The sequence below is a fragment of the Aeromicrobium sp. UBA7512 genome (genome assembly GCF_002476985.1).
In the GTDB taxonomy this organism is placed as follows: Bacteria; Actinomycetota; Actinomycetes; order Propionibacteriales; family Nocardioidaceae; genus Aeromicrobium; species Aeromicrobium phoceense.
The window spans coordinates 303719-303951 of the sequence record NZ_DLNK01000006.1 but is presented as its reverse complement, the minus strand read 5'-3'; the positions used below and the strand labels follow the sequence as shown (position 1 = coordinate 303951).

The window sequence follows — 233 nt, the reverse complement described above, 5'->3', positions numbered from 1 at the left end:
ACCACCGAGCCGACCACGGAGCCCACGCCGGAGCCGACCACCATCCCGACGCCGGAACCCACGACCGAGCCGACCACGGAACCGACCACCGAGCCGACCACCGAACCGACCACGGAACCCACGACGGAACCAACCACCGAGCCGACCTCCGAGCCGACCACGGAACCGACCTCCGAGCCGACCACGGAACCCACCACCGAGCCGACCACCGAGCCGACCACCGAGCCCACCAC

Annotated in this window: 1 protein-coding gene; it reads right to left on the bottom strand. The window is 71.7% G+C overall.

What is annotated here, in order from left to right:
- Positions 1 to 233, bottom strand: a 233-nt coding sequence (locus tag B2363_RS16325) for a glycine zipper domain-containing protein (RefSeq protein WP_286930124.1), incomplete at both ends; no start/stop codon positions are given.